The sequence below is a fragment of the Hyalangium sp. genome (genome assembly GCF_035629615.1).
GTDB lineage: Bacteria > Myxococcota > Myxococcia > Myxococcales > Myxococcaceae > Hyalangium.
This window is the reverse complement of record NZ_DASPHO010000663.1, coordinates 1-2,228: the sequence shown is the minus strand read 5'-3', so window position 1 is coordinate 2,228 and position 2,228 is coordinate 1. Positions and strand designations below refer to the sequence as shown.

The window sequence follows — 2,228 nt, the reverse complement described above, 5'->3', positions numbered from 1 at the left end:
CGGGCTTTCCCTCGATGGTGATGTTCGCCCAGGGGACGGCGTCCACCGTGAGGAAGCCCACTGCCGGGGGACGTCGCGGCTCCGGTGGCTTGGGCGGTGTCGGCGGAGGCGTCACGGGATCCGGGGCTGCCACGACGGGCGGAGAGGGTTCCTCCGTCTCTTCCCTGGCCTCTTCCTTGCCTCCGAGGATGGGAGGGGACTCCTCCTGCCCGGGCCCGCTCCCCTCCGTGCCACTGGAGGGCACCTGACTGCCTGGGCGCGTCGTATCAGGCGGCTGAGGGCTCTCGAGCTTCTCCTGAGATGTCTGCGAGCCCGAGCGGCTCACCCACCAACCCACCCCGAGGGCCGCGAGCACGAGCAGCCCCCCCAGTGCGGCCGCCCACATCCTCCGCTGGTGCCGACGGCTCAGCGGGGGCGGCGCCTCCAAGGCCAGGGTGCTGTTGCGCTGGGCCTCCAGGGCCGGCGTGTAGGAGGACGCCAGCTCTGGAACGACCGAGGTCCCCAGCTCCGCCATCACAGGCGCGGCGACCGTCCCGGCCAGCGAGAGCGTCTCGGTGATCGTCCCCACGTGCGGCTCGCCCATGGGCACGGAGAGGCTGAGGCTCTGGGTCTCCGGCTTGGGTAAGGGGGGGACGCTGGTGCTCGAGGTGGCATTCATCGCCACCAGGGTGCGCGAGGCACGATCGAGCGTCACCACCACCGCGGGGCAGACCTCGGTCACCAGCGCTCCCAGCACCTCGGCGCGCTCCTCGGCGGAGGGCGGGGGCAGCGCGTCGCGGAAGGCCCGCGCGGAGGGGAAGCGACGGTTGGGGTCCTTCTCGGTGGCCCGGGAGATGGCCTCCACCAGCGCTCGCGGCAGATCCGGCCGCAGCAGGTCCAGGAATGGCAGCGGCTCGTTCTGCAGGGCCTTCAGCGTCTCCTGGGTGCTGTGGCGCGAGAACGCGGAGCGCCCGGTGGCCAGGAAGTAGAGGGTGAGCCCCGCCGCGAACAGATCCACCCGCGAGTCCAGCCGCTGGAAGCGCAGCTGCTCCGGCGACAGGTAGTCCATCTTGCCCCGCACCACGCCCGGCCGCGTCTGCCCCACGGCCGCCTGCACCTTGGCGATGCCGAAGTCGGTGAGCTTCACCTCGCCGTTGACGGACACCAGGATGTTGTGCGGCGTCACATCCCGGTGGATGAGCCCCAGCGGCTTGCCGTCCGGCCCGGCGAGCGTGTGCGCGTAGTGCAGCGCATCCAGCAGCCCTCGCGCCACATGGAGGATGAGCGGCGCGCTCAGCGTGCGCTGCTGCTGGGCCAGCACCCGCACCAGCCGGACCAGCGAGACGCCGTGCACCAGCTCCATGGCGAGGAAGTAGCGCCCCTCCTCTCGCCCGAGATCCAGGATCTGGACGATGTTGGGGTGGTTCATCCGCGCGCACAGCCGCGCCTCGTCGAGGAACATCTTCACCACCTGCTGCTCCTCGATGAGGTGGGGCAGCAGCAGCTTGATGGCCAGCGGCTTCTCGAAGCCATCCAGGCCGTGCTGGACCGCGATGAACACCTCCCCCATGCCCCCGCTGGCGAGCTTCTCGCCGAGGAGGTAGCGCCCCAGGGGGATGCCCGTCGAGGAGTCCATTCAGAAGGCCGTGAGCAGGACGACCGCGCCCGCGCCGCCCACGAGCGCGCCGCCAATGAGGAAGTGGGACTGAAGCGCCTTGCGCCGGGCCCGCGCGTCCAGCTCCCGTGTCTCCGAGGCCCAGGGCGCCTGGTCCGCCGCGCGCGAGTCGCTGGAGGCCTGCACCGCCAGGACGGTGCCCACGCCACGCTCATAGCGCAGGGACTGGAAGAGGGCGCGGCCCTCCTCGAGCTGAGGGTTCGCAGTGGTGAGCCACGTGGCGACAGACAGCAGCAACAGCATCCCGTCCTCATGAGTCCAAGGGACGGGCCCTGGTCTGGCGTGCCGCTGGCTCGTCGCGTGGGTGTGGAGTGTATACCGGGCGCGCCTCCTGTTCGCCTCTGCCCCTGCCGCTCACCGCCTCTGTCCCACCCAAGCGACCCGTGAGGCGCGCATGCACACTCCACTGCCTCCCTGCTCCGAATATTCCTCCTGTTTTCAGACACTTACCTCTGGATGCGATGGCCGGAGGAGTGGCCCTGCTCAGGCGTGGGGGCCCTCTTCGTGTTCTGAAAAGTCGCCCCAGGGGCGCTGAAATCGGGTAGAGGCCCGACACGCCATGCTCGTCTCGCTC

At 70.4% G+C, this 2,228-nt stretch carries 2 protein-coding genes; both read right to left on the bottom strand.

The genetic code is table 11. From position 1 onward, the window contains the following. The coding region (locus tag VD972_RS33725) for a serine/threonine-protein kinase (RefSeq protein WP_324992909.1) at positions 1-1,615 on the bottom strand (1,615 nt) is incomplete at its 3' end. Continuing rightward, on the bottom strand, positions 1,616-1,897 hold the full coding sequence (locus VD972_RS33720; RefSeq protein WP_324992908.1) for a hypothetical protein: 282 nt from the start codon (positions 1,895-1,897) through the stop codon (positions 1,616-1,618). Positions 1,898-2,228: the final 331 nt, after the last annotated feature.

Excerpts from the sequence above, each read along its gene's own strand:
- VD972_RS33720 (WP_324992908.1), bottom strand. The coding sequence starts at position 1,897 with ATGCTGTTGCTGCTGTCTGTCGCCACGTGGCTCACCACTGCGAACCCT.